Origin of the sequence: Flavobacterium yafengii, from assembly GCF_030010375.1 — a bacterium.
Lineage (GTDB): Bacteria > Bacteroidota > Bacteroidia > Flavobacteriales > Flavobacteriaceae > Flavobacterium > Flavobacterium yafengii.
In genome coordinates this window covers 109971-136272 of the sequence record NZ_JASCRY010000004.1, presented here as the reverse complement: position 1 = coordinate 136272, position 26302 = coordinate 109971, and the positions used below count along the sequence as shown (strand labels likewise).

At 34.9% G+C, this 26302-nt stretch carries 28 protein-coding genes; 11 read left to right on the top strand and 17 right to left on the bottom strand.

Translation table 11 applies throughout. The annotated features are described in order from the left end of the window. The first annotated feature begins 29 nt into the window (after positions 1-29). The 3 genes from QLS97_RS13535 to QLS97_RS13525 all read left to right on the top strand — a co-directional run bounded on the left by QLS97_RS13535 (position 30) and on the right by QLS97_RS13525 (position 4056). Positions 30-1109, top strand: coding sequence for a glycosyltransferase family 4 protein (locus QLS97_RS13535; protein ID WP_282717390.1), 1080 nt, complete (start codon positions 30-32; stop codon positions 1107-1109). Continuing rightward, complete coding sequence (locus QLS97_RS13530) at positions 1106-2449, top strand: O-antigen ligase family protein (RefSeq protein ID WP_282717389.1); 1344 nt, start codon at positions 1106-1108, stop codon at positions 2447-2449. Before QLS97_RS13535 ends, QLS97_RS13530 begins: the two co-directional genes overlap by 4 nt. A gap of 212 nt (positions 2450-2661) precedes the next feature. Then, positions 2662-4056 carry an exopolysaccharide biosynthesis polyprenyl glycosylphosphotransferase gene (locus tag QLS97_RS13525; protein WP_282717388.1) on the top strand — a complete coding sequence of 465 codons (1395 nt, stop codon included), beginning with the start codon at positions 2662-2664 and terminating at the stop codon, positions 4054-4056. A gap of 37 nt (positions 4057-4093) precedes the next feature. Here the strand turns inward: QLS97_RS13525 and QLS97_RS13520 are convergent, their stop codons facing one another. Together QLS97_RS13520 and QLS97_RS13515 are read right to left on the bottom strand one after the other, a co-directional pair. Next, positions 4094-5230 (bottom strand): lipoprotein N-acyltransferase Lnb domain-containing protein, encoded by a 1137-nt coding sequence (locus tag QLS97_RS13520; RefSeq protein ID WP_282717387.1) that lies wholly within the window; start codon positions 5228-5230, stop codon positions 4094-4096. Between the two features lie 25 nt (positions 5231-5255). Continuing rightward, on the bottom strand, positions 5256-6326 hold the full coding sequence (locus QLS97_RS13515) for a putative type IX sorting system protein PorV2 (protein WP_487046837.1): 1071 nt from the start codon (positions 6324-6326) through the stop codon (positions 5256-5258). A 193-nt stretch (positions 6327-6519) separates the two neighbouring features. Between QLS97_RS13515 and QLS97_RS13510 the strand changes: the two genes are divergently transcribed. Together QLS97_RS13510 and QLS97_RS13505 are read left to right on the top strand one after the other, a co-directional pair. Then, on the top strand, positions 6520-7236 hold the full coding sequence (locus tag QLS97_RS13510; protein WP_282717386.1) for a CDP-alcohol phosphatidyltransferase family protein: 717 nt from the start codon (positions 6520-6522) through the stop codon (positions 7234-7236). Positions 7237-7246: 10 nt separating this feature from the next. Beyond that, positions 7247-8110: a glycoside hydrolase family 25 protein gene (locus QLS97_RS13505; RefSeq protein ID WP_282717385.1), complete on the top strand. Its 864-nt coding sequence runs from the start codon at positions 7247-7249 to the stop codon at positions 8108-8110. 60 nt (positions 8111-8170) lie between these two features. Here the strand turns inward: QLS97_RS13505 and lptB are convergent, their stop codons facing one another. From lptB to QLS97_RS13485, 4 genes are all read right to left on the bottom strand, one after another. Continuing rightward, positions 8171-8911, bottom strand: a complete 741-nt coding sequence (lptB, locus tag QLS97_RS13500; RefSeq protein ID WP_131915371.1) for an LPS export ABC transporter ATP-binding protein — start codon at positions 8909-8911, stop codon at positions 8171-8173. An 86-nt stretch (positions 8912-8997) separates the two neighbouring features. Then, positions 8998-9351: a carboxymuconolactone decarboxylase family protein gene (locus QLS97_RS13495; RefSeq protein ID WP_282717384.1), complete on the bottom strand. Its 354-nt coding sequence runs from the start codon at positions 9349-9351 to the stop codon at positions 8998-9000. Beyond that, positions 9344-10159 (bottom strand): twin-arginine translocase subunit TatC, encoded by an 816-nt coding sequence (gene tatC / locus QLS97_RS13490; RefSeq protein ID WP_282717383.1) that lies wholly within the window; start codon positions 10157-10159, stop codon positions 9344-9346. Before tatC ends, QLS97_RS13495 begins: the two co-directional genes overlap by 8 nt. Next, positions 10159-11124, bottom strand: coding sequence for a KpsF/GutQ family sugar-phosphate isomerase (locus tag QLS97_RS13485; RefSeq protein WP_282717381.1), 966 nt, complete (start codon positions 11122-11124; stop codon positions 10159-10161). The genes tatC and QLS97_RS13485 overlap by 1 nt, the downstream gene beginning before the upstream one ends. Positions 11125-11209: 85 nt before the next feature. Between QLS97_RS13485 and recQ the strand changes: the two genes are divergently transcribed. Further along, positions 11210-13405, top strand: a complete 2196-nt coding sequence (recQ, locus tag QLS97_RS13480; protein WP_282717380.1) for a DNA helicase RecQ — start codon at positions 11210-11212, stop codon at positions 13403-13405. Positions 13406-13474: 69 nt separating this feature from the next. Here recQ and QLS97_RS13475 read toward each other — a convergent pair whose 3' ends face one another. Further along, positions 13475-13717 (bottom strand): hypothetical protein, encoded by a 243-nt coding sequence (locus tag QLS97_RS13475; protein ID WP_282717379.1) that lies wholly within the window; start codon positions 13715-13717, stop codon positions 13475-13477. Positions 13718-13916: 199 nt separating this feature from the next. On the opposite strand from QLS97_RS13475, the gene QLS97_RS13470 reads away from it, so the two are divergent. Beyond that, positions 13917-15479, top strand: coding sequence for an NAD(P)/FAD-dependent oxidoreductase (locus tag QLS97_RS13470; RefSeq protein ID WP_282717378.1), 1563 nt, complete (start codon positions 13917-13919; stop codon positions 15477-15479). Between the two features lie 79 nt (positions 15480-15558). Here the strand turns inward: QLS97_RS13470 and QLS97_RS13465 are convergent, their stop codons facing one another. The 10 genes from QLS97_RS13465 to QLS97_RS13420 all read right to left on the bottom strand — a co-directional run bounded on the left by QLS97_RS13465 (position 15559) and on the right by QLS97_RS13420 (position 23516). After that, positions 15559-15942, bottom strand: a complete 384-nt coding sequence (locus QLS97_RS13465) for a cupin domain-containing protein (protein ID WP_282717376.1) — start codon at positions 15940-15942, stop codon at positions 15559-15561. 413 nt (positions 15943-16355) lie between these two features. Next, positions 16356-17018 (bottom strand): hypothetical protein, encoded by a 663-nt coding sequence (locus QLS97_RS13460; RefSeq protein ID WP_282717374.1) that lies wholly within the window; start codon positions 17016-17018, stop codon positions 16356-16358. A 149-nt stretch (positions 17019-17167) separates the two neighbouring features. Continuing rightward, positions 17168-17653, bottom strand: a complete 486-nt coding sequence (locus tag QLS97_RS13455; RefSeq protein WP_282717373.1) for a nuclear transport factor 2 family protein — start codon at positions 17651-17653, stop codon at positions 17168-17170. A gap of 66 nt (positions 17654-17719) precedes the next feature. Beyond that, positions 17720-18805 (bottom strand): glycoside hydrolase family 130 protein, encoded by a 1086-nt coding sequence (locus QLS97_RS13450; RefSeq protein WP_282717371.1) that lies wholly within the window; start codon positions 18803-18805, stop codon positions 17720-17722. An 81-nt stretch (positions 18806-18886) separates the two neighbouring features. Next, positions 18887-19672: a CHAD domain-containing protein gene (locus QLS97_RS13445; protein WP_282717370.1), complete on the bottom strand. Its 786-nt coding sequence runs from the start codon at positions 19670-19672 to the stop codon at positions 18887-18889. A gap of 92 nt (positions 19673-19764) precedes the next feature. Next, entirely contained in the window at positions 19765-19977 is a 213-nt protein-coding gene (locus QLS97_RS13440; protein ID WP_282717368.1) for an SHOCT domain-containing protein, read from the bottom strand. 196 nt (positions 19978-20173) lie between these two features. After that, positions 20174-21487, bottom strand: coding sequence for an amidohydrolase (locus QLS97_RS13435; protein WP_282717663.1), 1314 nt, complete (start codon positions 21485-21487; stop codon positions 20174-20176). Between the two features lie 210 nt (positions 21488-21697). After that, positions 21698-22324, bottom strand: coding sequence for a peptide-methionine (S)-S-oxide reductase MsrA (gene msrA, locus QLS97_RS13430; protein ID WP_282717366.1), 627 nt, complete (start codon positions 22322-22324; stop codon positions 21698-21700). A gap of 19 nt (positions 22325-22343) precedes the next feature. Then, positions 22344-22904 (bottom strand): peptide-methionine (R)-S-oxide reductase MsrB, encoded by a 561-nt coding sequence (msrB, locus tag QLS97_RS13425; RefSeq protein ID WP_282717364.1) that lies wholly within the window; start codon positions 22902-22904, stop codon positions 22344-22346. Positions 22905-23054: 150 nt separating this feature from the next. Then, complete coding sequence (locus tag QLS97_RS13420) at positions 23055-23516, bottom strand: GNAT family N-acetyltransferase (RefSeq protein ID WP_282717363.1); 462 nt, start codon at positions 23514-23516, stop codon at positions 23055-23057. A 167-nt stretch (positions 23517-23683) separates the two neighbouring features. Here QLS97_RS13420 and idi point away from each other — a divergent pair, with 167 nt between their 5' ends. From idi to QLS97_RS13400, 4 genes are all read left to right on the top strand, one after another. Beyond that, entirely contained in the window at positions 23684-24211 is a 528-nt protein-coding gene (idi, locus tag QLS97_RS13415) for an isopentenyl-diphosphate Delta-isomerase (RefSeq protein WP_282717362.1), read from the top strand. Between the two features lie 86 nt (positions 24212-24297). Then, positions 24298-24708 (top strand): 6-pyruvoyl trahydropterin synthase family protein, encoded by a 411-nt coding sequence (locus tag QLS97_RS13410; RefSeq protein ID WP_099713327.1) that lies wholly within the window; start codon positions 24298-24300, stop codon positions 24706-24708. Beyond that, positions 24708-25166, top strand: coding sequence for a peroxiredoxin (locus tag QLS97_RS13405; protein ID WP_282717359.1), 459 nt, complete (start codon positions 24708-24710; stop codon positions 25164-25166). The genes QLS97_RS13410 and QLS97_RS13405 overlap by 1 nt, the downstream gene beginning before the upstream one ends. A gap of 145 nt (positions 25167-25311) precedes the next feature. Then, positions 25312-26274: a type I phosphomannose isomerase catalytic subunit gene (locus tag QLS97_RS13400; protein WP_282717358.1), complete on the top strand. Its 963-nt coding sequence runs from the start codon at positions 25312-25314 to the stop codon at positions 26272-26274. The last annotated feature ends 28 nt before the right edge of the window (positions 26275-26302 follow it).

Genomic DNA, 26302 nt, shown 5'->3' with positions numbered 1-26302 from the left:
ACAAATTAAGAAGAAAATAAAAGTAAAAAATGCGGATCATTCAAATTATAGATTCTCTTGAGGCGGGTGGAGCAGAACGTATGGCTGTAAGCTATGCTAATGCTTTGACTGCTAAGATTTCTTTTTCAGGACTGGTAGCTACTCGAAAAGAGGGTAGTTTGAAAGGGCAATTGAAGGATGAAGTTTCTTATTTGTTTTTAAACAAGAAGCACTCATTGGATTTTAAAGCTGTCTTTCGATTGCGAAGTTATGTAGTACAGCATAAAGTTACTGTTGTTCATGCGCACAGCACTTCTTTTTTTCTGGTTTTCCTTTTGAAATTAATATGCCCTTCCCTTCGCTTAATCTGGCATGATCATTATGGTGACAGTGAATTTTTATCAAACAGACCTATTCGTGCTTTGCAAATGACCCTTCCTTTTTTTAGTGGTATTATTGTCGTCAATCAAAAACTAAAACTATGGGCAGAACAACAATTGGGATTTAAAAAAGTGCTTTATCTTCCTAATTTTCCATCTGAAGGCACTATGGTTTTAGAGCAAACTGTTTTGCATGGAATCGATGGGAAACGTATTGTGTGTTTAGCTAATTTGAGAGTACAAAAAGATCATTTTTTATTATTAGAAATAGCTAGAAAACTACAAAAATCACATCCTGATTGGACTTTTCATTTGGTTGGAAAAGATTTTCAGGATGGATATTCCCAACAAATTAAGGATTTGATTGTAACATATCATTTAGAAAAAAATGTGTTTCTTTACGGCAGCAAAGAAGATGTGAAAAATATATTGCATCAATCGACAATTGCCGTTTTAACTTCCCAATCGGAAGGTTTACCTGTGGCACTGTTAGAATATGGCTGGAATAAAAAACCTGTTGTAGTGACCCATGTGGGTGAAATAGCTTCTTTGGTTCAAAACGGTAAAAATGGTTTTCTTGTTCCCTCTAAACAAAAAAAAATGTTTTATGAAGCATTAGTTTTGTTAATAGAAAACGATATGCTACAGACGGAGTTTGGCATTGCTCTTTATAGGAAAATACAGGGTGCTAATTCAGAAGAAGTCGTTATTAAACAGTATTTAAATTGGTTGCAAAATAGTCACAAATGAAAAAAGAGGATCAATTTTATCTCTATTTAATTCTTCTCCATGTTGTCATTGGTGCATTGGGATTCTTTTTGCCATTCACTACTAAAATTTTTGGGTATTCTATTTTTATTTTTGGTGTTTATTACATTATTAAAACTCAAAATAGAAATAACGAAGCTCTTGTAGTTGCTGCTTATGTGGTAGGGAGTGAAGTTTTTTTGCGGATGACCGGAGGAAATCCTTTGTATGAGATTTCGAAGTATGGTGTCATGGTCTTTATTCTGTTAGGAATGTATTACAGCGGTTTTTCTAAAGGAGCCGTCCCCTATTGGATTTTTTTACTTTTATTGGTGCCCAGTGTCGTTATTTCGACTTTTGCATTGAATTTTGATACTGATATTCGAAAAGCGATCGCTTTCAATATTTCGGGGCCGGTTTGTTTGGGGTTGGCCTCTTTGTATACTTTCAGGCGTAAGATTTCATTAACAGAAATGAATCAAATCTTGTTCAGTATGGGGTTGCCTATTCTAAGTTGTATGGTATATTTAACCTTGTATACGCCAAATGTACGTGATGTTGTTACGAGTACACAATCTAATTTTGCAACATCGGGAGGTTATGGCCCTAATCAAGTGGCTACAGTTTTAGGATTGGGCATGTTTATTTTTTTCTCCAGAGTCATATTGGATTCTAGAACAAAATTTCAAATTGCTATTAATCTTATTATTGCTTTGAATATTACGTATCGCGGGATGCTTACTTTTTCTAGAGGCGGAATGATTACCGGGTTTTTGATGATTGTCTTATTGTTGGTTTTTTTATATTTTAAATCCAATTTTGGCGGGAGGGTGAAATTGAATTATATTATAGTATTGTTGGTATTGGCTATTTTTGCCACATGGACTTATACTTCGTTTCAGACGAGAGGTCTTATTGATAAAAGATATGCCAATCAAGATGCTGCAGGGAGAGTCAAAGAAAGTCAATTTACAGGGAGAGAGGACGTGGCTAAAGATGAGATTAATACCTTCCTGAAGAATCCGATTTTTGGAGTAGGTGTTGGTAAAGGAGCTGAAATTAGAGAAGATGAAACTGGAATCAAAGTTTTATCCCACGATGAGATTACCAGAATGCTTGCGGAACATGGATTTTTAGGAATATTGGCTTTGCTAATTCTGTTTTTTACACCCTTGGTTTTGTATTTGGAAAACAAGTTCAATATGTTTTTATTGTGTTTTGTAGCTTTTTGGTTTTTAACCATTAATCATGCTGCCATGCGTACTGCGGCACCAGCCTTTGTGTACTCTTTGTCTTTGTTGAATATTCAATTGGGGGCACCCAAAAAAAAGAAGGAGGTTTGATTTGTTAGTTGTTAATGAAGTAAATTTCTTGTTTTTTTTAATCTGTTTTAGTATTTCAAAAAATACACAATGCACTTTGTTTAGGAGTCTTATTTGAAATAGTGTTGTATTAAATTGTTATTTATTAAATTTTTGTTAAAAAAAACTAACATTTCTTAAATTTACTTCGAAGTAAAAGTATTAAATTGCACTCCTAAACATAAATACCACACATGTTTTCAGTTGACAAAATGCATTTTGAAATATCAGAACGAAAGATGATTCTTCGTGTTTTTGATGTGTTTTTTGTTTTTGGTTCTTTATTTTTTGTAGGAAATATATTTGATTTTGACTATTTTATTATGTCAACTAATAATGTATATTGGATGATTATTCTAGGCGTTTATATCAATTTTTTCGGAACTATTTTCGAAATGTATAATCTTCAGGTTGCCAGCAATCAATTTCAGGTGCTAAAAAGTTCCATTCTTACCGTTTCAATGACTGTTTTAGTGTACCTGTTAACTCCGTTTTATTCTCCTGTACTTCCTTCGAAAAGGATTCAGATTTTATTGTTTTATCTAATTGTCTTCCTGGCTTTGTTTTTATGGAGAATGTTTTATGTCGCGTTTTTAGCCTCTAATCGATTTTTGCAAAATGCCCTTTTAATCTGTGATAATGAGCAAGTAGAGGAGTTGATCTCCGGATTAGAGCATATCGATCCCCATTATAAAATAATTGCATTTGTAAATGCAGATGCTGCCGAAGATGAAATAGTCGAATATCCCTATGTTAAAAATATAAAGCAGGATGCCTTGTTTACTTTTGTTAAGCAAAACTCTATATCCGAAATTGTAATTGCTTCCCAAAAAACAGATGGAATTACAGCTGAGTTGTATCAGCAATTACTTCATTTGCTGGAGTCCGGAGCAATAATTCGAGAGTACACACAGGTGTATGAAAGTAAAACGCAACGTATTCCGGTGCATTATATGTCCAGAGATTTTTATCGATTTTTTCCTTTTAGCAGAAGCAATCACAATAAGTTGTATTTGATTGGAGCCCGGATTTTTGAAATTAGCGCTTCGGTGCTTGGATTGTCCATTGGTCTGGTGCTATTTCCATTGATACTGATAGGAAATGCAATAGGAAACAGAGGAAAGTTGTTTTATAGCCAAGAGCGTGTTGGTAAAGATGGTGTAGTATTTGAAATTTTAAAATTCAGGACTATGGTCAGTAATGCCGAATCTAACGGAGCTGTTTTTACCACTACAAATGATTCTCGAGTGACTGTATTCGGTAAATTTTTAAGAAAAACCAGGATTGATGAATTTCCGCAATTTATTAATATTTTAAAAGGTGATATGGCTGTTATTGGTCCTCGTCCTGAACGTCCTTTTTTTGTAAAGGAAATTGCCGAAGTTATGCCTTTCTATGAAACAAGACATATTATAAAACCCGGTCTTACGGGATGGGCGCAAGTGAACTACGCTTATGGAGCCACTATTGATGACAGTTTGATAAAACTTCAATATGACTTGTATTATATCAAACACAGAAGTATTTTTCTGGATTTAAATATTGCTTTTAAAACAATTACCACCGTTTTGTTTTATAGAGGGCAATAGTATTATTATTATTATTATTATTATTATTTAAAAAAAATTAAATGATAATTGGGATGCGTTTTTTATTCTGTATTGCCAGTCTTACTAAAACAATTCCGTTAGTAATTATTAATGGCAGTACCAGTAAAAAATGGACTTTGTTGATTACTACAAAGAAATAGATTACTAACGTCAGGATATTGAATAGCGCCAGATTGTAGATTCCTTTTTTGTTTTTTGTCCAATAAAAATAAATCAACCCTGCTAAAGTTGGATTAAACAGTAAAATATTATAGTTGTATCCTAATTCCAGATGTGACGAATAAAACCCGACAAACGTAAAGAATATGCCTATAACGGCTATCAGGATGAGGTAAAATAAATCGATACTTTTCTTATTTATAAGCACAATAAACCCAAGGAAAAGGATATAGGTGTACCTATTATTCCACCAAGAGCCAGGAACTTTATTCTCGAATTCTAGTATTGTTTTGTTTTCCTGCGCTAGCGGGTGGTTCTGAAAAGAAACATTCTTCAGACTTTTTTGCAGTTCAAATGGTAAAAATAGTTGTGTCCCTAAACCATCTACTTTTTTACCAAAGATGATGCTCGTCCCTAATTTTTCGTAAAAGTGATTGTCAAAATAAGGATAAAGGATTGTTCTGTAGGTAATGTCGGTATCCGTGTTTTTTACAATTGCAGTAGTGTCTAATGTTTTATTGATGATGTCAACAACCATCGATGTACAGTTTTTATCAATAAACTTGTATGTGTAATGACTATCGCCTGAGGCTAATGAAGTGTTCAGATTGTCGAACAGTTTTTGTTTCAAAGAGGATGGAATGTTTAATTCCTGCTCATAAACGGATCTTTTTTCATATTGATATTGATTAATGAAATCAGGATAGGAGTGTGCTACGGCAAAATATTGCAAGTCTCCTTTTATGAATTTCATGACAAAATTAGGGGTGTTAAAATCAAAAGCACCATAATTGTATACCACATCAATTGCGTTAACTGTATCTCGTACTCGAATTGCAGTGTGTCCAAAAAGAGAATAGGATTCGTTACCCGTTCCGCAAGTTAGTACGCTGACTTGTGTATCTTTTGATAATTCGATGCTTTGGCTAAAGCTATGCAGGAATGAAAATAGTAATGCAAAAAGAACTATTTTTTTTAAAGAAGCTATATTCATTTGTTGTGGTATTGTTATTTTTAAATTAATTTCTAAACATTCCCAAATCTACTTTAACCGAAAAAATATTGGAATATAAAGCTGTACTTTGGTCGCCCAAATCAGTCAGTGCATAATCAATCTGGATGCCTTTGTATTTGAAACCCAAACCGATATTAGGCTGGAAGCCCACTTTTTCGGAGTTGTCCAGTTGTTGTACATTTTGAAAATTACCCACGCCAGCCCGTACAAAGACTAAATCGGTATAACCAAATTCAAGACCCATCGCCGGATCGATGCTGACAAAATCGGTCGAGATAAGATCATTCGTTTTGGCAAATCGCATATTCATATTGGCAGCAGCCAAAATACTGTAATCGTATCGAATGATGAACTTTTTAGCGATTCCTAATTGTGCTTTTGGAGCCGTTATTTCAGTACTTTCCGGTAATTCCTGATTTTCTCCGGGTATGGAATTGGCAATTTTCTGATATTCGTCTTCATCAATATTCCATACGTTATACGTGGTAGTTATGTCCCGAAGCATTAATCCAAATTTCCAGTTGTTCTTTTCGAATTGTAAACCAACATCAAAACCAAAACCCCAGGAATTGGCAAATTTACCAATGATTCGTCGGATAACTTTTGCGTTTACGCCATATTGAAACCCGGGTACAGGAAGTTTTCGAGCATAAGAAAAAGTAAAACCATAATCTGCCGTCGAGAAAAGACTGATTCTGTTGTAGTCAATATTACCTTGGCTGTCGATTAGCTCTGTAGTATTTAGAATGTCATCGACACCAAAACGAATTAATGAAATTCCCCAAGCGCTCCGGTCATCTATAGGACTTGCATAGGCCAAGTAATCGTATTGGGCAATATTAGCAAAATAATTAGCATGCATTATTGACACCTGATGGTCTTCCAGATGCATGAGTCCTGCAGGATTCCAATAGCCAGAATTAACATCACTCGTTGCAGCCACAACAGTATTTGCCATACCTAATGCAGCAGCATCCACGCCGATATTCATAAACTCATTCGAGTATTTTCTGACGGCTTGACTGTAATTTAGCGTACTAACCAAAACCGCTGCTAATAGGAAGCTTTTTTTCAATGGGGTCATTTTTACAAACGAAAAGTCTGTTTAATTTTTATCAAAAATATAATTTTTTACTGAGCTTATTTCTTCCTTTGGGTAAATATATCCAAACAAGAAATCACTGTTGAAAAAACTCTATTAAAAAACGTACTTCTCCTTGACTTATTATGCTAAATTTGCCAACTGTGGTTCACTAAATTTTATAACTATGACTATTAAAAAGCATATCCCGAATATCATTACTTTACTAAATCTTTTTTGCGGTTGTATCGCTTTGGTTTTTGCTTTTAACCAAGATTTCGAAATGGCATTTTATTTTGTTTGTTTAGGTATATTCTTGGACTTTTTTGATGGTTTTTTTGCCCGATTGTTCAACGTATCGAGTCCGCTTGGATTGCAGTTGGATTCTTTGGCAGATATGGTTACCAGCGGAGTTGTGCCGGGTTTAGTGATGTCTCAAATGATGATCGACCATTCATCAACTGCGGCGGTTGGTCATTTACAACTTTTTCCTTATTTAGGATTTTTGATTGCCTTAGGATCTTGTTACCGATTGGCAAATTTTAATATTGATACCCGTCAAACAGATTCTTTTATTGGTTTGCCAACGCCTGCCAACGCCCTGTTTATTTTAAGTTTGCCTTTGGTTTTAAAATACACGGATTCTTTATTTGTTATTGAAATATTGACTAATCAATGGGTTTTATTGGCAATAACAGCAGTAAGCGCGTACATCTTAAACGCTGAAATTCCATTGTTCTCCTTAAAAATAAAAAAGTTCAATTTTAAAGATAACACGCTTCAAATTGTGTTTTTGATTTGTTCTCTTTTGTTATTGATTTTTCTTCAATATTTAGGAATTCCTTTAGTGATTCTTTTTTATGTTTTGCTTTCAGTGATCAATAATAAAGTGCTAAAAAAGTAATTTTTTTTGGATGAGAAGAAAAACGGTCAGAAGAAAAACTACGGTAGTTCGTAAGCCCAAAAAGAAAGCTACTGTTTTCTCCGGAAAGGTTTTACGCTATTCGATTGTTACTCTTTTAGTGATACTGATGGCTGCAGTTGGGTATCATTATAGAGATGGCTTAGCGTATTATTTTAGTTTTAAATCGGATAAAATCCTAAGAGAAGAAACCGAAGCCAAGCGCATTTCTGATGTTCGAAATTATCAGGTTTTAGAAAAACACGAGGGTAAAAGCATTGGTCTGGATGTTTCGGAATATCAAGGCAAAATCCGATGGACTTATGTAGATACTTTAGAAAATAAATATCCGCTGTATTTTGTGTTTATTCGCGCTACAGTTGGAAAAGACAGGAAAGACCGTCAGTTTAATAGGAATTGGCTTGGCGCCAAAGAAAATAAAATGATTCGTGGGGCCTATCATTACTATCGTCCTAATGAAAATTCATTGGAGCAAGCCGAACTTTTTATAAAAACAGTAAGGCTTCAAAAAGGAGATTTACCACCCGTTTTAGACATTGAAAAACTGCCTAAAAACCAATCGATTGAAAATCTTAAATTAGGATTGAAAAGGTGGTTGAATGCTGTAGAATCCCATTATGGTGTGAAACCTATTATCTACACCGGCGAGCGGTATTATGATGATTTTTTGAAAGAAGAATTCAGCGATTATCTTTTTTGGATTGCCAATTATAATTTCTACAGGGAAGAAATAGCCGAAGATTGGTTGTTTTGGCAATTCACCGAAAAGGCATCAGTTCCTGGCATTAAAGGTAATGTAGACATAAATATATACAATGGAGATTTACAGCAGTTGCGGTATATTACAGTGGAGTAGTGATCAGTTATCTTGATTTATATAAAAAATCCATTCGTTTTGCGAATGGATTTCACTTTTCTAAAACTCCAATTTTTTCTTTCTCAATTCGAAATTTTGTCCAAGATAGACGCGACGAACCATCTCATCTTCTACTAATTCTTCCGGCATTCCCGCTTTTAGAATTCCACCTTCAAACATAAGATAGGTTTTATCCGTAATAGCCAAGGTTTCCTGTACGTTGTGATCGGTAATAAGAATACCGATGTTTTTATTTTTTAACTGTGCGACAATTCTCTGAATGTCTTCAACGGCAACAGGATCTACACCGGCAAATGGCTCATCCAATAAAATGAATTTTGGATCGGTGGCCAAACAACGTGCAATTTCGGTACGACGACGTTCTCCACCGGAAAGTAAATCGCCACGGTTGGTACGAATGTGTTCTAAGCTGAATTCTTCGATTAAACTTTCCATTTTGGCCTCTTGTTCGGCTTTGGTAAGTTTTGTTAATTGCAGTACACTTAATATGTTATCTTCAATGCTTAATTTTCTAAAAACGGATGCTTCCTGTGCTAAATAACCAATTCCCTGCTGTGCTCTTTTGTACATAGGATAATCGGTAATGTTCAAATCGTCCAGAAATATATTGCCTGAATTTGGTTTAACCAATCCCACAATCATATAAAAAGAAGTTGTTTTTCCGGCACCGTTAGGCCCCAAAAGCCCTACGATTTCGCCTTGATTTACTTCTACCGAAATGCCTTTTACAACACTTCGCCCTTTGTAGGTTTTGATTAGATTTTCGGCTCTTAATTTCATTTTTTTTAGTTTAATCGTTGGATTGTTTAACTGTTTAATCGTTCAAATAAACGAATAAACAATTAAACGATTTTGCTTCTTAACAATTATTTCACAACGGTTTCTTCCAGTGCTTCCCAGAATTCGTATGCTCTTCTTAAATGTGGTACTACAATAGTTCCGCCAACAAGCGTTGCAATTCCCATTGCTTCCATCATTTCCTCTTTGGTTACACCTTCTTTAAAGCTGGTTTCCAAATGATATTTTACACAATCATCACAACGTAAAACGGCCGAAGCTACCAATCCGAGAAGTTCTTTGGTTTTCACATCTAATGCTCCTGCAGCATAGGCATTGGTGTCTAAATTAAAAATTCGTTTTACAATTTTATTATTGTCTGCCAATAATTTTTCGTTCATTTTAGAACGGTACTCGTTGAATTCTTCTATTATATCAGCCATTTAATTTTTTTTTATTTTTAACTACTATTTTTGAAATTAAGATGCTTGCTTCATAAATTAACAACATCGGAATGGTTACAATTATTTGACTTACCACATCCGGAGGTGTTACAATTGCTGCAACTATAAGAATAATGATTACGGCATATTTCCAGTATTTCCTTAAGAAAACAGGCGTTACCAGTCCTAACTTCGTCAGAAAATAAATGATTATAGGCAATTCAAAAAACAATCCACAAGCAATAACACTTGTTTTTACTAACCCAATGTACGAATCAATACTAAACTGGTTCTTCACTACTTCACTAATAGTAAAAGTGGCAAAAAAGTTTACGGACATGGGTACAATTACAAAGTAGCCAAACAATACGCCCAGAAAGAAAAGCAATGAGGATGAAACGATAAAAAGTCTCGCGTGTTTTTTCTCCGTATCGTATAAAGCTGGACTGATGAATTTCCAAACTTCCCATAGAATGAATGGAAAACCAAGAATAAATCCGGCTGTTATACACGTCCAAATCAAAACGTTGATTTGTCCTTCCATGTTTGTGTTTTGGATGATGAAAGGCATTTCGGTTACGCAAATACTTTCAGCAAAGCCCAATTGATTTGACAGATCGCAAAAAAAGCGGTAGGTTACAAAATTAGCATTTGTGGGACCAAAAATGATGACATCAAAAATATAATCACTGATAAAAAAAGTGACTGTAGCCAAAATTAATATTGCAACTGTGCTTCGAACCAATAACCATCTTAATTCTTCAAGATGATCTAAAAACGACATTTCGTTTAAGTTTTTTTTTGCCATTATACTATTCCTTCTTTTAAAATATCGTGTAAATGTAATACTCCTTTGTACTCTCCATTATCAACAACAACTAATTGTGTGATGGAGAAGTCTTCCAGGATGTTCAAGGCATCTACAACCATAGCAGTAGATGAAATTAATTTTGGGTTTTTTGTCATAATATCTTTGGCAGTCAAATTAGCAAAAGAATCTCGGTCGTTTAACATTCTTCGAATATCACCGTCGGTAATAATACCGATAACTTTATCTTGATCGACAACTGCAGTTACGCCAAGACGTTTTTCAGAAATTTCGAAAATGACCTTTTTTATCGATGCATCAGGAGATACCATAGGTTTCAAGGTGTGTTCCAACATGTCTTTTACTCGCAACAATAATTTCTTGCCCAATGCGCCTCCAGGATGGTAAACGGCAAAGTCTTCCGGTTTGAAACCGCGCATTTCCATAAGACAAATGGCAATCGCATCACCCATAACTAATTGTGCGGTTGTACTGTTTGTTGGAGCAAGGTTATTAGGACAAGCTTCAGCATCTACGGTGGTGTTCAAAACAAAATCAGAACCTTTAGCAAGAAAAGAAGTTGTATTTCCGGTTATCGCAATCAAAGGATTACCAAAACGTTTCAAGAGCGGTACTAAAACTTTTATCTCAGGACTGTTGCCACTTTTTGAAATGCAAATGATACTATCTTCATTTTGTATCATTCCTAAATCTCCATGAATAGCCTCTGAGGCATGAAGAAACAGCGATGGTGTTCCGGTAGAATTAAAAGTTGCTACCATTTTTTGGGCAATAATAGCACTTTTTCCTATTCCGGTAACCACTAGTCTTCCTTTGGAATTATAGATATTTTGTGTCGCTTCAATGAAGTTTTCATCAAGAAAATCAGTTAGTTTGGCAATAGATTGGCTTTCCGATAAAATAGTTTTTTTGGCGCTAGCCAATATATTTTCTTTAGATATCAAAACAGAATAATTAAAATTTGTATGTGTAAAAGAAATTTGTACCTTTAGGTGTTGCAAATTTATACAAAATACCACATAATAAAGAATGAATTCAAACGAAATTGACATCCACAAAGAATTAAAGAAATATTTTGGCTTCAGCCAATTTAAGGGGTTGCAGGAACAAGTCATAAAAAGTATTCTAAACCAAGAGAATACATTTGTGATAATGCCCACAGGAGGAGGAAAATCACTTTGTTATCAATTACCCGCTTTGGTTCAAGAGGGAACTGCTATCGTAGTTTCGCCCCTTATTGCTTTAATGAAAAATCAAGTGGATGCCATCAGAAGTTTGTCTTCTGAAAATGGTGTTGCCCATGTTTTAAACTCCTCTCTTACTAAAACTGAAATTACCCAGGTAAAAAAAGATATTACTTCAGGATTGACCAAGTTGCTGTATGTAGCACCTGAATCTTTGACTAAGGAAGAGTATGTGAGCTTTCTGAAAAATGTCACCATATCTTTTGTGGCTATCGATGAAGCACATTGTATTTCGGAGTGGGGACATGATTTTAGACCGGAATATAGGAATTTGAAACACATTATCAAGCAACTGGGCGATGTTCCTATTATTGGGCTTACCGCAACCGCTACACCAAAAGTTCAGGAAGATATCCTGAAAAACTTAGATATGTCTGATGCAACTACTTTTAAAGCATCATTTAACAGACCTAATCTATATTACGAAGTACGTACTAAAACTAAAAACATAGAATCGGATATTATCCGTTTCATCAAACAGCATAAAGGAAAATCAGGAATTATTTATTGCTTAAGCCGCAAAAAAGTGGAAGCTATTGCCGAAGTTTTGCAGGTAAACGGAATAAGTGCCGTTCCGTATCATGCGGGATTAGATGCTAAAACCCGTGCCAAACACCAAGATATGTTCCTGATGGAAGATGTAGACGTGGTGGTGGCAACCATCGCTTTTGGAATGGGAATTGACAAGCCGGATGTGCGTTTTGTGATTCATCATGATATTCCAAAATCATTAGAAAGTTACTATCAGGAAACGGGTCGTGCCGGTCGTGATGGTGGTGAAGGACACTGTTTGGCGTACTACTCCTATAAAGATGTCGAGAAATTAGAAAAATTTATGTCGGGGAAACCCGTTGCGGAACAGGAAATTGGATTTGCTTTGTTGCAGGAAGTTGTGGCTTACGCCGAAACGTCTATGTCAAGAAGGAGATTTCTGCTTCATTACTTCGGAGAAGAATTTGATGATGTTAATGGTGATGGCGCTGATATGGATGACAATATTCGAAATCCAAAAACAAAAGTTGAAGCCATAGATCAAGTGGTGCAACTATTGGAAGTAGTTCGCGATACGAAGCATTTATACAAATCAAAAGAAGTTGTTTTTACCTTGATAGGCCGTGTCAATGCGGTTATCAAAGCACATAGAACAGATACGCAGTCTTTTTTCGGATGTGGTTCAGATCATGATGAAAAATACTGGATGGCCTTATTGCGACAAGTTCTTGTTGCAGGGTTTTTATCGAAAGATATTGAAACCTATGGTATTGTAAAAATCACCGAAAAGGGATTGGATTTTATTAAAAACCGAGAATCCTTTATGATGTCCGAAGATCATGAATACAACGAATCTGAAGATGAAGCTATTGTAACCGCTTCCAAATCTACCGGAACTGCCGATGAATTATTGATGGGTATGCTGCGTGATTTGCGTAAAAAAGTCGCTAAGAAATTAGGTGTTCCTCCATTTGTGGTTTTTCAAGATCCATCATTAGAAGATATGGCTTTGAAATATCCTGTTTCTCAGGAAGAATTGATTAATATTCATGGTGTTGGGGAAGGAAAAGCTAAAAAATACGGAAAGGAATTCTTAGAATTAATCAGCCGATATGTACAAGATAACGATATCATCCGTCCTGAGGATTTAGTGGTGAAATCAACAGGAGTAAACTCTGTAAATAAACTTTATATTATCCAAAATATCGACAGGAAATTATCCCTCGCTGATATTGCTTCTGCCAAAGGCATCAATATGGATGCTTTGATTAAAGAAATGGAGCAAATTGTGTATTCCGGAACTAAACTGAATATAAAATATTGGATTGATGATATGCTTGACGATGATCAGCAGGAAGAAATTCACGATTATTTTATGGAATCCGAATCCGATAATATAGAAAATGCACTCAAAGAATTTGATGGCGATTATGATATTGATGAATTGCGCTTGATGCGAATTAAATTCATCAGCGAGGTTGCTAATTAGTCATGAAGTTGGAAAGTCGAAAGTCTTAAAGTTCTAATGTTTGTGTTCAAGCTTTCGACTTTAAGACTTTTAACTTTCGACATACAGCTCTCCACGATGCGGTTTCAAAGCATCTCGAACCTGAATCATGTTTTCATCCGTTACTACCATAAAAGCAATGGCTTGCATTTCGCCTTGAATCTCGAATCCAGTGATATTCAACGGTAGTTTTTCAATAGTGATGTATTCTTTTAGATGAATTTCATGGTGTTCCGCTGTTTTTGCGGAAGCTGGTCCACGGAAATCCCATATTAGTTTTATTTTTCTTGACATTTTTTATGAGGAACAAAGGTTCTTAGATTTAAAGTGCCAAAGTTACAAAGTCTAATTTGAAAATGAGCCAATTTGAAAATTTGAAAATGGATTCTTCTTTCAATAACAAGAAGTCAGTACAAAATACTACTTTTGTACCTTGATTATTTTAGACATTTTTTAAAAGTCAAATAATCTAAAAATCGAATAATCTAAAAAAATGCCTCAAGAACTCTTATTACAAGTCTCTCCAGAAATTGCAGCAAATGATTTGTTGCTGAAAAATCATTTATCGAAACAAATTACCGTTTCCGTAAATGAAATTCAGCATGTTTCTATTTTAAAAAGATCCATTGATGCCCGTCAAAAAGCTATAAAAATAAATCTTAAGGTTGTAATCTATTTAAAAGGAGAACCTTTTCAAGAGCAAAAAATACAACTTCCAGAGTATGGGAATGTAGCTACAGCTCAAGAAGTAATTGTTGTTGGCGCTGGACCTGCCGGACTTTTTGCAGCCTTGCAGTTGATAGAATTGGGTTTGAAGCCCGTAGTTATCGAGCGTGGAAAAGACGTTAGAGGCAGAAGAAGAGATTTGAAAGCCATCAATGTAGATCATCTTGTAAATGAAGATTCTAATTATTGTTTTGGCGAAGGCGGAGCAGGAACCTATTCAGACGGGAAGTTGTACACACGTTCTAAAAAAAGAGGTGATGTAACACGCGTTTTGGAATTATTTGTTGCTTTTGGAGCTTCAGCTGATATTCTGATTGAAGCGCATCCGCATATTGGAACCAATAAATTGCCTCAAATCATTCAGGACATTCGGGAGAAAATTATCGAATGTGGCGGACAAGTTTTGTTTGAAACTCGACTGACTGATATTTTAATAAAAAATAATGAAGTCCAAGGTATTGTTACTCAAAAAGGAGATACGATTCTTGCCAATAAACTCATTTTGGCCACAGGACATTCTGCCCGTGATATTTTCGAATTATTGGATAGAAAAAAGATTTTTATCGAGGCTAAACCTTTTGCCTTGGGCGTACGGGCAGAGCATCCTCAATCTTTGATAGACAGTATTCAGTACAGTTGTGATTATCGTGGGGAATTCTTACCTCCCGCTCCGTATTCTGTCGTGAAGCAAGTAGGAGGAAGGGGAATGTATTCCTTTTGTATGTGTCCTGGCGGTGTGATTGCACCTTGTGCGACAAGTCCCGGCGAAGTGGTTACAAATGGTTGGTCGCCATCCAAAAGGGATCAGGCTACCGCCAATTCAGGAATTGTAATTGAATTGCAACTGGAAGATTTTAAGCCTTTTGCTAAATATGGTGCTTTGGCCGGAATGGAATTCCAAAAAAGTATCGAGCAACGCGCCTGGCATTTGGCTGGTGAAAGCCAAAAAGTTCCCGCACAGCGTATGATTGATTTTACTCAAAACAGAGTTTCCTCAGATATTCCTAAAACGTCTTATGTTCCCGGAACGACTTCAGTAGAAATGGGACAGGTTTTTCCTGGATTTTTAACGCAAATATTACGAGAAGGATTCACTGAATTTGGAAAATCCATGCGTGGTTATTTGACAAACGAAGCGATACTTCATGCACCAGAATCCAGAACGTCTTCGCCGGTGCGTATTCCAAGAGATCCACTGACCTATGAACATCTTCAAATAAAAGGGTTGTACCCTTGTGGAGAAGGAGCCGGTTATGCCGGCGGAATTATATCTGCCGCTATTGATGGTGAGAAATGTGCGTTAATGATAAAAGAGAGTATTAGGAAATAATTTTTTAAGCGATAGAAGTATTATTTTTAAAGAAAGCAGCCTCATAAGGGCTGCTTTTTAGTGTTTTAATAGGATTGGATTATTTTTTCTTGGCAGGTTTTATTTCTGTCACAACAATCTTGAATGTTGTAGTTCCTGTGTTTTTTGCCATGTGGGTTACGGGAGGAAAATACAATACGTCTCCTGCTTTGATATCTGCATTAGTTGCTGGCTTACCTTTTTCTGTGATTTGAATTTTACCACCGGTCAAAGCATACACGGTGTGATGCGGATGGCTATGCCATGGCATTGTTGCACCTGGCGCGAATTCTGCCGACATGACTCTCACTTTATCATTTTCAAGGAGGATTTTTTTATACACTTTCTGACCCGCTTTCATAGGATCTTGTGCGTACACATTTGAGCTCATTATTAGGAATAATCCAATGAGCAACGACATGGAAATCATTTTAATTGCTTTCATTTTATTTCATTTTTATTGATTAAACACAATGGGACACTATATTCGTGTCCATTAAAAAAAAACATTTCAGTTTCATTCTTGATGGATATTGACTTCTGCCAAAGCACCATTCTTGATTTATTTTCAGGTTATTGTATAGTACAGCTCTATTAAAAAGGAAATGTCAATTCTTCTGGACGGTGCAAACTTTTGCTTAGCAATTCATTTGGACTGTCGAAACGCGATAAATGGTTTTGGGGAACACTAATTTACAAAAAATACAGATAAAATATGAAATAAATAGTCTTTATTTATGTTTAAACAATTGATGGTTAGTATTTTATGTTTATTTGAGGAGGTTAACAATATAAAAAAATCCGTTTCTAAATTTTAGAAACGGATTTTGTATATTAATTAAAGCAGGTGTGATTTTTTTACTTTGTTCCAGATGCAGTAGGAATTGCTTTGGTTTGATCGCATTGCATATTGTAAAATTCAACTACTTCCTCAATATCATTTTTTGTATAGGTTTTGTTTTGTATTTTTTCAACGAGTACAGGGCAATCTTTAAAGAAATCAGAAGCTGCATTTTTGAAATTTTTGCTAATATTGCCAAATGAAGTTATTTTGAAAACTTCACTTTCTCCTTCATGATTGATGTAATAACTGGTTACATTTCCACCGCCACCATAGGACATACCACCAAAACCTCCCGCAGTATTCATTGCGCCTGGAGCAAAATAAATTCCTGACACATCACTTTTATATAAATTTACTCTTCCTTCAATGATTACTTTTAACCATTGCTCAAAGTTGTTTTTTAATTTTTTGTATTTGTATGTTTCATTGCTTCCTTTTTCATTCATCTCGATTCTGTCAATCAATCCAGCTTCATAAATTGTACTTTCACTGTCGCTATTTAATTTAAACTTGATATTTCCGTCGGTTTTAATTTTACCTAGTCCAGTTATTGAGGTATTGCCTTTCAGGTAAATAGTGCATCTTTGGTTTTGTGAAAATCCTATTGAAAAAACCAATAAAAAGGATACTATAATTGCCTTTTTTAAATTGAAAACCAGACTGCAGTTATTGTTCATGTATTTTTAATTTAATGCGATTTAGGGTTGTTGTTTTTTAATGAAAAGATATACTTTCTACTTTTTTTTGGATTGCAAAGAAAGAAAATAAAAGAATGAAATCACCTTTTTGTTACAGTAAAAAGTAAGACAAAATTTGTGATTTAGATTTAATGATCATAACTGATTACTCTTGATATTTTCCATTGATTGTCTTTTTTCTGCCAAATCATAAGAAATTTAAAGGTTCCAATTTCTTCTTTTCCGTTTTCCATATGTCGAAATTCATGTACCCCAATTTCAATTGCTCCATAGTCTTTGATAGGATGGACTTCCAGAGTTCCTTTGACCAGTTTTCGGGTTAGTTTATTTTCATTGTTAAACATATTCGAAAAATTGGTGAAAACGGTTTCATACGAAAGCAATCCACCATTGTCTTGAAACCATTCTAAATCTTCAGTAAATAAAGATTTGAATTTTTCAAATTCTTTCTTGTTGAACGCTTCGAACATAATCTCGTCCATTTGTTCTATTTCCTTATATAATTCTGTTGGTGTTGGCGCTACTTTTTTTTCTTGTGCCGTCGCAGTATTGAAAAAAGCTAAAGCAAGAATTAGATTGAAAATGAAATGAAATTTGAATCTGTTTTGTCTCATAAAAATTATATTAAATTGGAGATTTTCTACTTGGTTTTGGTCGAATAGCAAATGCTTATTTTATCTTTATTTTTTAACTGCTACAGCAATTTTTGAATCGGCAGTTCCATAATATAAAAACCATTGTTTTTTAAAATAAACCAATCCTTCTACAAAGCAAACTTCGTTTACCTCGCCTGTTTTTTCATAAGGTTTGTCCGGATGAATGAAATAATCTTCCATTCGGTCTATTAATTTATAGGGCTTTTCTTTGTCAAATAATGCTTGACTTGCTGCGTATGTGAATTTAGGTAAACTCGAATCATTATAATTGGCTGCATTGCTTCCGTTGTAAATTAGTACAATACCTTCTTTTTGGAGTAAAGCAAAAGGACCGGGTTCAACTAAACGACTATCAAAATAACCCATTCGAGGATGTAAAACGGTAATCATTTTTTTGCTTTCTTCGTTTTCGGCTACTTTCCAATGGATAAGATCTTCAGAGGTTGCTAGATACAAATCAGTATCCCCAAAATACATCCAATATTTGCCTTTGATTTTTGTAGCTTTGATTTTATCTCCGTCTAATTTACAAACGATAGCTCCGGATTTTGACCACAAATCTTTGTGTTTTTCCTCATTTAAAACCAAACCGTGTTTTGTCCACGTTTTTAAATCTTTTGAGCTGGCTAAACAAAGGCGGGCTGTTTTACCATCATAGGAAGTATAGGTCATGATGTAAGTTCCATTCTCACTTTCTATGATTCTTGGGTCCTCAACACCACCTTTCCATTCGTATTGTTTCATCGTGTCGTTGTCTGGGTAGAATATTGGAGCCGGTTGTTTTTTAAAGTGCAGTCCGTCTTCGCTGATGGCCAGTCCCAATCTTGACGTCATGTCTTTGTCCTGTGCTCTATAGATGAGATATACTTTTCCGTCTTTGACAATAGCAGATGGATTAAGGACATTTCGTTCTTCCCAATGTACTTGCTTGTTGCTTATTGGAGATTGAAAAACTTGATTTAATTGAGGTTCTAAAATAGGGTTAAGGCTGTCTACTTTTACAAAGTTCAGCATCGCCCAATCTTTGCTTTTAGTTTCGGATTTATAAGTGGAATTACTGCCACAACCGATTAGAGTAAATAAGAATAATAGTGTAATGGTTTGTTTCATAATGTTCATAATGTTTTAGAAGGAACACCATATTCCTACAGTTATTTAGTATGATTTTTGGTTTTTATTTGTCTCAAATATTTACAAAAGAGTCTGATAGGGTAAAGTTGCATTTATTTTATTGAATAACAATTCTCTTTTTGAAGTTAATATTGCTTTCGTTACTTGAAGTTGTTTCGTTTCGCTTGGAATTGTCTTATTGGACTTAATGCCTTTTTTTAAATGATCGATGACAACTTCATAATCATGCCATTCTCCAAGCAAATCAGATAAAATATTTTTGTTCTGCAAGGTTTGGTTTTGGGATTCACAAATCAGGATTTTTTCGTTGTATAGATATGTTTTTAAGCGTTTGCGAAAAGTGTGCATTTGCATTTTTTTAAACTTGGTTTTGCACATTAATTTTGTAATTGCTCGTCTCTTTTTATCTATATACTGATCAACCCTTTTTCCACTAGCTTTAGTAACCAAAGGAATAATTTTGTTATACCTTTTTTTTAATTTTCGAATGAAGCTTTTATTCACAATTGCGAAGAAACGTTTCAGTTTTTTGGTTTCGAGTTTTTTTAAATGACTGTAGTATGCTTGCAGCAAATGAGAATTAGGCTGTTCAGCAAGTAAGGATTGTTCTATTTGAAGTTCTCTGATTCTTCCAGCCTGTTTAAAAATAAGTTTAAAAGGGGAGTAGTTTTTTTTACGTTTAAATTTTTTAGAGCAATAGTTTAATAAATCAAATAAAGCATTCATTTTCTTGATTTCTACTCGAAGGCTATGGAAGGTTTCTGGAGTAAAGGACTTTGGAGATTTTTCTAAAATAAGGTTTATGGCACTTTTTCGTTTTTCTAAATATGTTCTAAGTGCTTTCATCTTTTATAAAATGTTATTTTAGAATAAAAAAAGAATGATACTTGCAACAACGGATGCGCTTAACAAGGCATAAAGAAGTTTGTTTTTTTTCTTTAATTTTCTTCCAGAAATTTCTTTTTTTCTTCAAATTCTTCTTTTGTAATTTCTCCTTTAGCAAATCTTTTTTTCAGAATATCCAATGAAGTCTCCTTTTTTGTTCGCTGACCAAGAAAGTTATAAGGAGTTGCAAATACCCAAATCAGGAGGACAATCCAAAAAATCCACCAGAAAAAATGCATTCCACCAAAATGATGTCCGTTATACATGGCGCAGTATTTAAGTTGTTGAAAATCAATATAAATATATGAATTACAGCGCAGTAAATCAATTTATTACATTAGATTTTTCATGTAGATAGCTAAAAAAAACGCCTCATTGTAGTGAGACGTTTTTTGTACTTTTGTTATTGTGGAATTGATTATCAATTGGCAATACCTCGTTAGTGGATTAGTTTTTATATAGTTACTTATTTTTTTTAGTATTCATTTCCATATAATCTATAGTTAGGTCTGACATTGCTTTCATTCCTAACACAAAACCGCTTTCATCAATATAAAAATCAGGAGTATGATGTGGAGCAGTTTCTGATATTGGTTTGCCTTTAGGAGCGCCTCCCAAAAAGAAATAAAGACCCGGTATTTTTTCCTGATAAAACGAAAAATCTTCGGCACCTGTAACAGCAGGAGTCAGTAGCACATTCTCTTTTCCTGCAACAGCTTCTAATGTTGGGATCATTTTTTCGGTCAATGATGGGTCGTTATAGGTAATAGCAGTTTTGTTGGTTATAGTCACATCGGCAGTGGCTCCGGCACTTTCGGCTATTGCCGTTGCAATCTGTTTTATTCTGGAATGAACCATCTGCTGGACTTTGCTGTCCAGAGAACGAATGGTTCCATTCATTGTAAGTTCCTCCGGAATGACATTGCTTCGTACCCCTGCATTTATTTGTCCAACACTTACAACTGCAGCGGATTCTGTTATATTTACATTTCGGCTAACAATGGTTTGCAATCCCATTACAATCTGAGAAGCGGTAACAATTGGGTCAATACCAAGCCATGGATAAGCACCATGTGTTTGTTTGCCCATTATTTTTATTTTAAACCAATCTGATGCTGCCATTGTACCTTTTGGACGGTACTTTATTGTGCCAACTTCTGTCTGGGCATTAATATGTAATCCAAAAATAACATCTACTTTGGGATTATTAAGGACACCTTCTTTTATCATCAATTCTGCTCCTCCTTCTTCACCTTCAGGCGGTCCTTCTTCGGCAGGTTGAAAAATGAATTTAACGGTTCCTTTTAAGTCGTCTTTTACAGATGCTAGAATTTCGGCAGTTCCCATTAAAATTGCAATATGCGTATCGTGCCCACAAGCGTGCATGATAGGAACTATGTTGCCATTGTATTCGCCTTCTGCTTTGGAAGCAAAAGGAATGTCTACTCGTTCTTTTACAGGTAATGCATCAATATCTGCTCTTAGGGCGACAACCGGGCCTGGTTTTCCTCCTCTTAGAATGCCAACAACTCCAGTTTTTCCTACTCCGGTTTGTACCTCAATTCCAAGAGAACGCAGGTGTGCTGCTATTTTTTCGGCAGTTTTGAATTCTCTGTTTCCTAATTCCGGGTTTTGGTGAAAGTCTCTACGCCACGTAATAACTTTGGATTCTAAAGAAGCTGCCTTTTGAGCAATCTTAGATTTTAGTGCTGCATTTTGCGCAGAAGTAAAAAGGGAAAAAATGAATAATCCTGCAAAAAGAATAATTTTTTTCATTGGTTGTGGTGTAAAATTTGGTTCCATAACAGCAATTATTTCAAATGAAATTCAGGCTATTTTGAGGGTAAATAGGGTCAGTTAAAAACAAATATAGCAAAAATATTTTGCCTTGCAGCAATTTTTAAGAGTAGTGCAAAGTATCTTGTTTTTTAGTGTGATATAAAAAAAAACGCCTTGTTTGTAGTAACAAGGCGTCAGTTTAATAATTTATTTTTTCTTCTTTAATCGGCTTTTAAAAAGCTTTTCGAATTTTTCCATTTTGGGTTGGATTACCATTTGGCAATACGGTTGGCTTTTATTGTTTGCATAGTAATTCTGGTGGTAGTCTTCAGCTTTATAAAATTTAGTCAACGGCTCCAATGTCGTGATTATTGGACTGTCATAAATTCCAGCTTTTTTCATTGCAGCGATAATTGTTTGTGCTGCCTTTTTTTGTGCTTCATTTTTATAAAAAATAGCAGAACGATATTGTGTTCCTACATCGGCACCTTGTCGGTTTAGCGTAGTTGGATCATGGACTGTAAAGAAAACTTTGAAAATCTCATCCAGATTTGTTACGTTTTTGTCGTAGGTAATCTGAACCACTTCGGCATAACCGGATCTTCCGGTAGAAACATCCTCATAAGTAGGATTGGCAACTTTTCCGCCTGCGTATCCTGATACCGCCGATTTTACTCCAATCAGATTTTCATAAACGGCTTCAACACACCAGTAACAACCACCGGCCAATGTAATGGTTTCGAAATTGGATTGTTTTTTGGCTTTATCAATTGAGCTGTTTTGTCCAAACATGCCAAATGAAGCCAATAGAACTATTAAAAATATATTTTTCATGCGTAGGTAGTATTTGTTTTTATTTTGAATCAGGAATAAAGTCAAGTGCGATAGAATTCATACAGTATCTTTTTCCGGTTGGCGCAGGTCCATCATCAAAAAGATGTCCTAAATGACCGTTACATCTTCCGCAAAGGGCTTCAATTCGCTCCATTCCAAGTGAATTGTCAGTTTTATAAATAACACTGTTTTTGTTGTCTTGTTCAAAAAAGCTTGGCCAACCACAGTTGCTTGAAAATTTGGCACCGGAACGAAATAGTTTATTACCACAGGCGGCACAATAATAGGTTCCTTTTTCATCTGTGTCCCAATATTTTCCTGTAAAAGGTCTCTCCGTATCTGCATTACGGGTTACTTCGTAAACGTCTTCGGGTAAAACCTTTTTCCATTCGGCATCACTAACCTTAAGTTTTGTAGTGTCTGTATTAGAATAATACGGATTTCCAGGTTTGTTGATAGAATTTTCCATTGTTATAGATTTTTTTGTAGTGTCTTTTTTGTTTGTCGTTTGTCCACAGGCAGTGAACATAAATAAAGGAAGCAAAAATAAGATGCTTAAAAAACGGGTTGTTGTTCTCATAATTTTCTTTTTTATAGTACAAATGTAAAGCGCTTTTGAATCAAAAAATGTCGCCTACTTTGCAAATTAATAGTTATTTAAGTAAGTTTTAACTATCGTTATTTACGGGTAAAAGACAGTTCTGGATTTAGAATTAACAAAACCTTATTATTATAAAACCATTCGCATGTTGATAAGGTGTTTTTTGAACCCTGATTTCTTATACGCTTTAATTGCCGAAGTATTGTCATTGTATACATCCAGTCGAAGTTCAAATACATCCTGCAGGTTACACCATTCTTTGAGCGCTTCAATGATTTTGGCATTTATTCCTTTTCCTCTGTGATTGGCATCCGTGTACATAAATCCTAAATAAGCATAGTTCGGATGATTCAAATAATGCTTTGCAGTCTCTATTCGCGCATATCCTGAGCCAACAAGTTCTGAGCCAATTTCGGCTACCAATACTTCAATATCTGGAGCTGAAATCATTTTTTCGATATCATAATAATTTATTTTTTCTGCTTTTAAAGTAGGGTCAAAAGGACGTTCGGCAGCAATAATTCCCTGTTCAAATTCAAGGAGTTTTTCTAAATCGTTATGATGTGCTTTTCGGATAGTAATCGTGTTCATGATACTGTTTATAATTTGTTATAAAAATACAAAAGAATCGGTGAAAGTATAGTGTCAATTTTATTTGGACGGCCTTAAAATAATTCGGCTTCAACAAATCGAAACAGAACGTTAAAGCCCCCGTCCCTAATTATCTTTTTTGTATTTTTGACCAGTAATAGATTTATATGTTAGAAGAAAACGTAATATTAGTTAATGAAAATGATGAGCAGATAGGATTGATGCCTAAGCTTGAAGCACATGAAAAAGCGGTTTTGCATCGTGCTTTTTCAGTTTTTGTTTTAAACGGCAAAAATGAAATCATGTTGCAGCAACGGGCCCATCAAAAATACCATTCCCCTTTGCTTTGGACCAATACCTGTTGCAGTCATCAGCGCGAGGGCGAAACAAATATTCAAGCGGGAAGCAGAAGGTTATTTGAAGAAATGGGTTTTAAAACAGAACTCAAAGAGCTTTTCCATTTTATATACAAAGCTCCTTTTGACAATGGCTTGACGGAACACGAACTAGATCATGTCATGATAGGTTATTATGATGATGCACCGGAAATAAACGTAGAGGAAGTAGAAGACTGGAAGTGGATGAAAATTGAGGATGTAAAAAAGGACATGGAAGTTCATCCGGAGTTGTATACGGTTTGGTTTAAGATTATCTTCGATGAGTTTTATCATTTTCTTGAGGATCATAAAATATAGAATTGCAAATAGCGGTTCAAAAATATATTAACATAAAGGCTTTAGATTTCGCAACATGAGAAATCTGAAATCTGAAATCTGAAATTATGAAAGTTACCATTTCACGGAAAGCCCATTTTAATGCGGCACACAGATTATACAGGAAAGATTGGACTTTCGAACAAAACGATGCTATTTTCGGGAAGTGTAATAATCCTAATTTTCACGGGCATAACTATGAATTGATAGTGAGCGTAACCGGTGAAATTGATCCGGAAACGGGTTATGTTATGGATGTGAAATTCTTGAGTGATATCATTAAAGAGGATGTTGAGGATCAGTTTGACCACAAAAATCTGAATATTGACGTACCTGAATTTCAGGATTTGAATCCAACTGCCGAAAATATTGTTGTCGTAATTTGGAATAAAATCAGAAAAAGAATCAAGCCTGAGTTTGAATTAGAAGTTGTCCTTTATGAAACACCACGAAATTTTGTAACCTATAAAGGTCAATAATGGGACTAAAAGTAGGCGATACCATACCCAATTTTAAAGCGAAAGATGCAAACGGCAATGATTTTGACAGTCAAAACATTGTGGGGAAAAAGCCTCTCGTTATTTATTTTTATCCAAAAGATAATACTCCAGGCTGCACTGCTGAGGCATGCAGTTTTAGAGATCAATATGAAGATTTCAAAGATTTAGGCGCTGAGGTGATAGGAATCAGTAGTGATAGCGTCAGTTCGCATCAACAGTTCAGTGAACAGTATAAACTGCCTTTTATTCTTTTGTCAGACAACGATAAAAAAATCAAAACCCTTTTTGGAGTTCCTTCTGGATTGTTTGGATTACTTCCTGGACGAGTTACGTATGTAACGGATAAAAATGGAGTCATTCAAATGATATTCGATAGTATGTTAGCTACCAAACACATTCCGAAAGCGCTTCAAGCCATCCAGAAATTAGTATCATAGATTTTGTATTATACATTTGTTTTATCTTAATTTGCATTCAGTTGCTGTTTTATGGTCATAAATCTTCTCAAAAGATTAAACAGTAACGTAGTTTGGCAAAAAAATATTGATTTTATACATTTGCAATTCAAAAACACACACTTAAATGAAATTTTATCCATTACAATTTGAACCCATTTTAAAAGAGAGAATTTGGGGAGGTGAAAAACTTAAAACAGTACTTAATAAGCCAATTACGTCAACAATTACAGGAGAAAGTTGGGAGTTATCTACAGTTGAAGGTGATATAAGTGTTGTTATAAATGGAGAATGGAAAGGGAGATCATTGGCTGATATTATAAATGATTCTCCGGATGAAATATTAGGAACAGAAGTTCATGCCAGATTTGGAAAACAATTTCCGTTGCTTTTCAAATATTTAGATGCTCGTGAAGATTTGTCCATACAAGTGCATCCTAATGATGAGTTGGCTAAAAAACGTCATAATTCTTTTGGTAAAACCGAAATGTGGTACATTATGCAAGCTGATGATGATGCCAGAATTATTGTAGGTTTCAAAGAAAAATCGAATGCCAGTGAGTATTTAGAAAATCTAGCAAACAAAACCTTACTTTCTATTCTGGATGATGTAAAAGTAAAATCAGGTGATGTTTTCTTTTTAGAAACAGGAACGGTTCACGCTATTGGTGCGGGATTAGTGGTTGCTGAGATTCAACAAACTTCGGATATTACCTATCGTCTCTATGATTTTGACAGGGTAGATGGCAATGGTAATACTAGAGAATTGCATATTGATTTGGCTTTGGATGCTATTAATTACAATAAAGTAGAAACTAAGAAAGAATATACTAAGAACATAAACGATTCAAACGAAATTGTTGACTGTCCTTATTTTACGACGAATTTTATTCCGTTAGACGGAGAAATTTTGGTTTCTAAATCTGGAAAAACCTTTACGGTTTATATGTGTATAGAAGGAACATTTGAACTGGAATACAACAATTCAAAATTGCAATATAAAAAAGGAGATACTGTTTTAATTCCTGCGGCAATGAATGCATTCATTCTCAATGGAAAAGCTTCAATTTTAGAAATTTACATTTCATAGTCGGTAATAGAAAGATTATGTGTACTTT

Coding starts and splice junctions, on each gene's coding strand:
- QLS97_RS13535 (WP_282717390.1), top strand. CDS start 30: ATGCGGATCATTCAAATTATAGATTCTCTTGAGGCGGGTGGAGCAGAA.
- QLS97_RS13530 (WP_282717389.1), top strand. CDS start 1,106: ATGAAAAAAGAGGATCAATTTTATCTCTATTTAATTCTTCTCCATGTT.
- QLS97_RS13525 (WP_282717388.1), top strand. CDS start 2,662: ATGTTTTCAGTTGACAAAATGCATTTTGAAATATCAGAACGAAAGATG.
- QLS97_RS13520 (WP_282717387.1), bottom strand. CDS start 5,230: ATGAATATAGCTTCTTTAAAAAAAATAGTTCTTTTTGCATTACTATTT.
- QLS97_RS13510 (WP_282717386.1), top strand. CDS start 6,520: ATGACTATTAAAAAGCATATCCCGAATATCATTACTTTACTAAATCTT.
- QLS97_RS13505 (WP_282717385.1), top strand. CDS start 7,247: ATGAGAAGAAAAACGGTCAGAAGAAAAACTACGGTAGTTCGTAAGCCC.
- lptB (WP_131915371.1), bottom strand. CDS start 8,911: ATGAAATTAAGAGCCGAAAATCTAATCAAAACCTACAAAGGGCGAAGT.
- QLS97_RS13495 (WP_282717384.1), bottom strand. CDS start 9,351: ATGGCTGATATAATAGAAGAATTCAACGAGTACCGTTCTAAAATGAAC.
- tatC (WP_282717383.1), bottom strand. CDS start 10,159: ATGGCAAAAAAAAACTTAAACGAAATGTCGTTTTTAGATCATCTTGAA.
- recQ (WP_282717380.1), top strand. CDS start 11,210: ATGAATTCAAACGAAATTGACATCCACAAAGAATTAAAGAAATATTTT.
- QLS97_RS13475 (WP_282717379.1), bottom strand. CDS start 13,717: ATGTCAAGAAAAATAAAACTAATATGGGATTTCCGTGGACCAGCTTCC.
- QLS97_RS13470 (WP_282717378.1), top strand. CDS start 13,917: ATGCCTCAAGAACTCTTATTACAAGTCTCTCCAGAAATTGCAGCAAAT.
- QLS97_RS13465 (WP_282717376.1), bottom strand. CDS start 15,942: ATGAAAGCAATTAAAATGATTTCCATGTCGTTGCTCATTGGATTATTC.
- QLS97_RS13460 (WP_282717374.1), bottom strand. CDS start 17,018: ATGAACAATAACTGCAGTCTGGTTTTCAATTTAAAAAAGGCAATTATA.
- QLS97_RS13455 (WP_282717373.1), bottom strand. CDS start 17,653: ATGAGACAAAACAGATTCAAATTTCATTTCATTTTCAATCTAATTCTT.
- QLS97_RS13450 (WP_282717371.1), bottom strand. CDS start 18,805: ATGAAACAAACCATTACACTATTATTCTTATTTACTCTAATCGGTTGT.
- QLS97_RS13445 (WP_282717370.1), bottom strand. CDS start 19,672: ATGAAAGCACTTAGAACATATTTAGAAAAACGAAAAAGTGCCATAAAC.
- QLS97_RS13440 (WP_282717368.1), bottom strand. CDS start 19,977: ATGTATAACGGACATCATTTTGGTGGAATGCATTTTTTCTGGTGGATT.
- QLS97_RS13435 (WP_282717663.1), bottom strand. CDS start 21,487: ATGAAAAAAATTATTCTTTTTGCAGGATTATTCATTTTTTCCCTTTTT.
- msrA (WP_282717366.1), bottom strand. CDS start 22,324: ATGAAAAATATATTTTTAATAGTTCTATTGGCTTCATTTGGCATGTTT.
- msrB (WP_282717364.1), bottom strand. CDS start 22,904: ATGAGAACAACAACCCGTTTTTTAAGCATCTTATTTTTGCTTCCTTTA.
- QLS97_RS13420 (WP_282717363.1), bottom strand. CDS start 23,516: ATGAACACGATTACTATCCGAAAAGCACATCATAACGATTTAGAAAAA.
- idi (WP_282717362.1), top strand. CDS start 23,684: ATGTTAGAAGAAAACGTAATATTAGTTAATGAAAATGATGAGCAGATA.
- QLS97_RS13410 (WP_099713327.1), top strand. CDS start 24,298: ATGAAAGTTACCATTTCACGGAAAGCCCATTTTAATGCGGCACACAGA.
- QLS97_RS13405 (WP_282717359.1), top strand. CDS start 24,708: ATGGGACTAAAAGTAGGCGATACCATACCCAATTTTAAAGCGAAAGAT.
- QLS97_RS13400 (WP_282717358.1), top strand. CDS start 25,312: ATGAAATTTTATCCATTACAATTTGAACCCATTTTAAAAGAGAGAATT.